A 265-nucleotide genomic window follows, 5' to 3' on the forward strand; every position below is an offset into this window, starting at 1 on the left:
AACCCGTAAAGGCGCAAAAGACGAAGGCGTCACGGTTGATGCCCGTTCGGTAGTTGGGGAGCCTGACATCCATCACGGCCTGCAATTCCGAGGCCGAGAGGTAGCGACGTTCCGAGTATTCCGCTTTGACATAGAACCCGGCGAAAGGATCGGCGGGAATCCAGTTGTTCTTATAAGCCGTATAGGTCATCAGCTTCAGCTTCTTGAGTGTAGAATGGATCGTCCCGGAACGCATCCCTTGTACCGAGGAGAGGTAGACTACAAA

1 pseudogene is annotated in these 265 nt (G+C 53.6%); it reads right to left on the bottom strand.

Annotation, left to right across the window (positions count from 1 at the left end):
- A pseudogene (locus tag DWW03_RS16990) lies at nucleotides 1-265 on the bottom strand (phage integrase SAM-like domain-containing protein); the annotation flags it as partial.

It is taken from the genome of Alistipes sp. AF14-19, assembly GCF_003461645.1.
Taxonomy (GTDB): domain Bacteria; phylum Bacteroidota; class Bacteroidia; order Bacteroidales; family Rikenellaceae; genus Alistipes; species Alistipes shahii.